At 40.9% G+C, this 4,450-nt stretch carries 2 protein-coding genes and 1 pseudogene; all 3 read right to left on the bottom strand.

Annotated features, from left to right (window positions below; genetic code table 11):
- A partial coding sequence (locus tag K8S13_RS15925; protein ID WP_291463985.1) for an ABC transporter substrate-binding protein occupies positions 1–1,447 on the bottom strand: 1,447 nt, incomplete at its 3' end.
- Positions 1,448–1,622: 175 nt separating this feature from the next.
- Entirely contained in the window at positions 1,623–3,983 is a 2,361-nt protein-coding gene (gene hypD, locus K8S13_RS15920; RefSeq protein ID WP_291463983.1) for a trans-4-hydroxy-L-proline dehydratase, read from the bottom strand.
- A 2-nt stretch (positions 3,984–3,985) separates the two neighbouring features.
- A pseudogene (locus tag K8S13_RS15915) lies at positions 3,986–4,450 on the bottom strand (hypothetical protein); the annotation flags it as partial.

Below are 4,450 nucleotides of genomic sequence, written 5' to 3'. Positions count from 1 at the left end.
AGAGTTTTGTTCTTTCTGCAATGTCTGAAACCTGTTTTGCCTTCATGAGAAGATCATCAAAAGGTTTGTAGCACCATTGCGCTCTATTGGAGGCGCCCACTGCATCGCAGCCTAAAAGAACGGCAAGGAAATTATCCGGATCACCATTATCACCTGTCCATCCCAAGAGAACTGTAGAATGTTCACCATTCATGGAACGTTTAAGGTATTCACCCCATTCATAGGAGATAATTTTTGCTTTAACACCGACTTTTGCCCAGTCGGCCTGAATGATTTCAGCCATCCTTCTTGCGTTAGGATTGTAGGGACGCTGCACCGGCATTGCCCAGATATCAGTTTCAAACCCATTGGGATAACCCGCTTCTGCAAGAAGTTTCTTTGCTCCTGCAACATCATAAGCATAATCTTTTACATTGTCATTATAAGACCAGATTGTCGGCGGGATCGGGTTTTTGGCGATTTTACCGGCTTCCTGGAATACGGCATCTATAATAGCCTGTTTGTTAATGGCCATGCTCAATGCCTGGCGAACCTTAACATCTCCAAATTCTTTTACTTTAACATTAAACGCAAGATAACCAACATTCAAACCTTCCTGTTCCATCAGGTTGATGGAGGAATCTTTTTTCATTGCTGCAAGATCGGCAGGATTTGGATAAGGCATGAGGTGACATTCACCCGCTTTAAGTTTTGCAAAACGGACAGATGCATCCGGAGTGATTGAGAAAACGAGCTTATCAATTTTTGCACGTCCCTGCCAGTATTTATCAAATGCTTTGTATCTGATTGTGGCATCTTTCTGATAAGAAATAAATACAAAAGGTCCTGTTCCAACCGGTTTCTGGTCAAATTCATCAGGAGTACCGGCTTTCATCATCTGGTCTGCATATTCTGCAGAATGAATGGAACCCAGATCCATTGCCATGTTGGCAATAAAAGGTGATTCAGGTCTGGTTAAATGGAAAATAACCGTATAATCATCTTTTTTCTCAATGTTGCTGATAAGAGATCCCATGCTCATACCACTGAAGTATTCATATGATCCGCCGGATATTTTATGATAAGGATGGCTTTTAAGCCTCTGGCGATCAAAAGAAAAAAGAACGTCATCCGCATTAAACTGGCGGGTGGGTGTAAAAAAAGAAGTTGTATGGAAATCAACACCTTTTCTTAAGTGAAAAGTATAGGTTTTGCCATCTGCAGACACATCCCAGGATGTTGCAAGCCCGGGAACAATTTTTGTTTCACCGCGCTCAAACATAGACAATTTGTCATAAATCTGCCTGGATGAAGCATCAAAGGTGGTGCCCGATGTGTAAAGTGCCGGAGTAAACCCTTCCGGGCTTCCTTCCGAGCAATAAACAAAGGTTTTGGCCTGAACAGATACTGCAAACATGCAGAAAAGAACTGCAACGCCTGCTAGTGATAAAAATTTATGCCATTTCATCTTTTTTCTCCCCTTAAAATAATTAAAATTATAAAATTGAACAGAACATTTTAAGAATCCATTTAAATCAAACCATGTGATTTACGGGATTCAAAAATAAACAAAGTATCCATTTTTATAAATACCGGGCAAACAAGTCAAGAAAAAAAGGGAATTATTCATACCCGCTCAGAGTCTAATTTATATTATGGGCTGTCCTGAGGATAATCTCTTCCTGCAGGGCCAAAGTTAGATCCACAAAATAATCGGAATATCCCGCCACCCTGACAATCAGATCCCGATAGTTTTCCGGATGCTTCTGAGCTTTTCTCAACGTTGTTTCAGACACCACATTAAACTGTACATGATGGCCATCCATTTTAAAATAAGACCGGATTAAATGTACCAGGGCTGCAACTGCCTTTTCATCTTTAAAAAGATCGGGCAGAAATTTTTGATTTAAAAGTGTCCCACCTGTCTTTAAATGATCTATCTTGGCTGCGGATTTTAATACAGCAGTTGGACCGCACCTGTCCGCCCCCTGTACCGGTGATATTCCTTCGGAAAACGGTACTCCTTTTTTTCTCCCATCCGGCAAGGCCCCGGTGATTTCACCAAAGTAAACATGACAGGTGGTGGGCAACAGGTTAATCCCGTAAACCCCTCCCTTGGCGTTGGGTCTTCCGGTCACCAATCCATGATATGCATGAAAAAGCAGTTTAAGGATATCATCTGCATCATCATTATCATTGCCATACTTGGGGGCCTGATCCAGCTGGTAAAGAAGAATCTCATTTTCCTCAAAGTCTTTTTCCAGTGCGTCCAGCAGGATTTTCATGGAAATATTCTTCTTATCATACACATTATATTTCAACGATGAAAAACAATCAGTAATGGTTCCCATGCCAACACCCTGGATATAGGAGGTATTGTATCTTGCACCGCCCTGATTATAATCTTTTGCATTTTTAATACAGTCCTCGGTAACAAGGGAGAGCAACGGAACCGGCATATACTTTGCGTTAATCTGTTCAATGATATTACTCCCCTTGATCTTTATATTGATAAAATGTTCCACCTGCTTTTTATAGGCATCAAAGAGCTGTTCAAAAGTATCAAATATTTTGGGGTCTCCTGTCTTAAGACCGATCTGCCTTTCTGTTCCTGGATCAAAGCCGTTATAAAGGGTAATTTCCAAAATTTTAGGCAGGTTGAAATAGCCTGTCAGAATATAGCATTCCTTTCCAAAGACTCCTGCCTCTACGCAGCCCGAGGCGCCGGCTTTTCTTGCATCTTCCACAGATTTGCCATGAAGGATCATCTCCTGAACAATGGCATCGGTGTTAAACACTGACGGCTGGCCAAATCCGGTTGCAATAATTTGCAATGCCCGTTTGATAAACCGGTCCGGATTTTTTCGTGACACCTGGATCATGGAACTGGGCTGCAAGAGTCTCATCTCTTCAATCACATCAAGGACAAGGTAGGTCAATTCATTAACACCATCCTGGTTGTCAGGTGTGACACCGCCAAGATTGATCAGGCAAAAATCCACATACGTATTGCTTTCCTTTGCAGTTATACCGACCTTTGGCGGAGCTGGATGGTTATGAAACTTTATCCAGAAACAGCACAATAGTTCCTTTGCTTCCTGTCTTGTCAATCTGCCGTCTTCAATATCCTTTTTATAAAAAGGATACAGATTCTGATCAAACCTGCCCGGGTTATAAGCATCCCAAGGGTTTAGTTCCGTGATGATCCCGACATGGAGAAACCAATAGTACTGCAATGCCTCGTGAAAAGTTTCAGGTTTATTGGCAGGTACTCGCCGGCAGACACGGGCCATATTCTCAAGCTCTGATTTTCGTTTTTTATCCTTTTCAGCTTTTGCCCTGCATTCCAGCTCATCTGCATGCCGGCTGGCAAAGATAATCAAGGCATCTGCTGCAATATCAAAGGATTTTAAAACTTCCTGTTTTTCAAGGGCATCTTTATCTTCAAAAAAATCAATCCCCCCAAGACATTGGCCAATATCTTCCTTCAGGTTATTAAATCCTTTTTGATAAATCAACTCCCCTCCGGCAGTATGCCCCGGAGATCGCTGTTCCTGAAACTCTGTAAAAATACCGGCATTAAAAGAATCAATCCACTGATCCTCCATGGCCGCAAATATCTTTTCCCTTATGGTCTTGCCCTTCCAGAATGGAATAATTTTTTCTTTATAAATTACCTTTGTTGTCTTAGAAACTTTATAGGCCACTTTGGGTCTTGAATCTAAAATCTCAAGATCTTCCAAAGAATGCAGACAAATTTCAGGGTATGTCGGCACTGCCTTGGGTTCGGGTCCCCGTTCCCCGACAATCAGTTCATCGTCATCGATAAATATTTTTTTATTTTCCAGTACATGTTTCAGACACAATGCCCTTTGAACCGGAATAGATTCATCCATGCTGACATAGGTCTTGAAAAAATCAGTAACAAGGTCTGCCCTTTCGTGAGAGATGGTCACCTCTTTTTGTCTTGTTTTATTTCTTAAGTTTTTTATTCTTGAATTCATTTTTATCCCCCGATTGTCACACTGAATCCTTTGGACTCAAATTGTTCTTTTACTTTTAAGACCCTTTCTTTGGAGGGCACTTGTATATCCTGCAAATAATTTTTTATATTCAATACTTTATATTTTGCCTCCCCTGCCTTATGAAAGGGCAGGATATGAATATCCCGATAAATTGTATCTCTTTTTAAGAAAGCAATTATCCTGCCAACATTTTCATCCATATCCGTCATCTGTGGAATAAGGGGAAACCGCAATCTGATATTGGCCTTTTGTTTTGATAATTGTTTTAAATTATCCAATACAAGAACACCGCTTTTCCCGGTATATTTTCTGTGTGCCTTTTCATCAAACAGCTTGATGTCATAAAGAATTAAATCCGCTTTTTCTGCAGCCTTCAAAATAATCTTAATATCAGCATATCCTGATGTATCAAGGCAGGTATGAATCTCTTTTTCCCGGCACAGATC

The organism is Desulfobacula sp. (assembly GCF_021107415.1).
The sequence above is the reverse complement of the archived record's forward strand: the minus strand, read 5'-3'. Positions and strand labels throughout refer to the sequence as shown.

Excerpts from the sequence above, each read along its gene's own strand:
- hypD (WP_291463983.1), bottom strand. The coding sequence starts at position 3,983 with ATGAATTCAAGAATAAAAAACTTAAGAAATAAAACAAGACAAAAAGAG.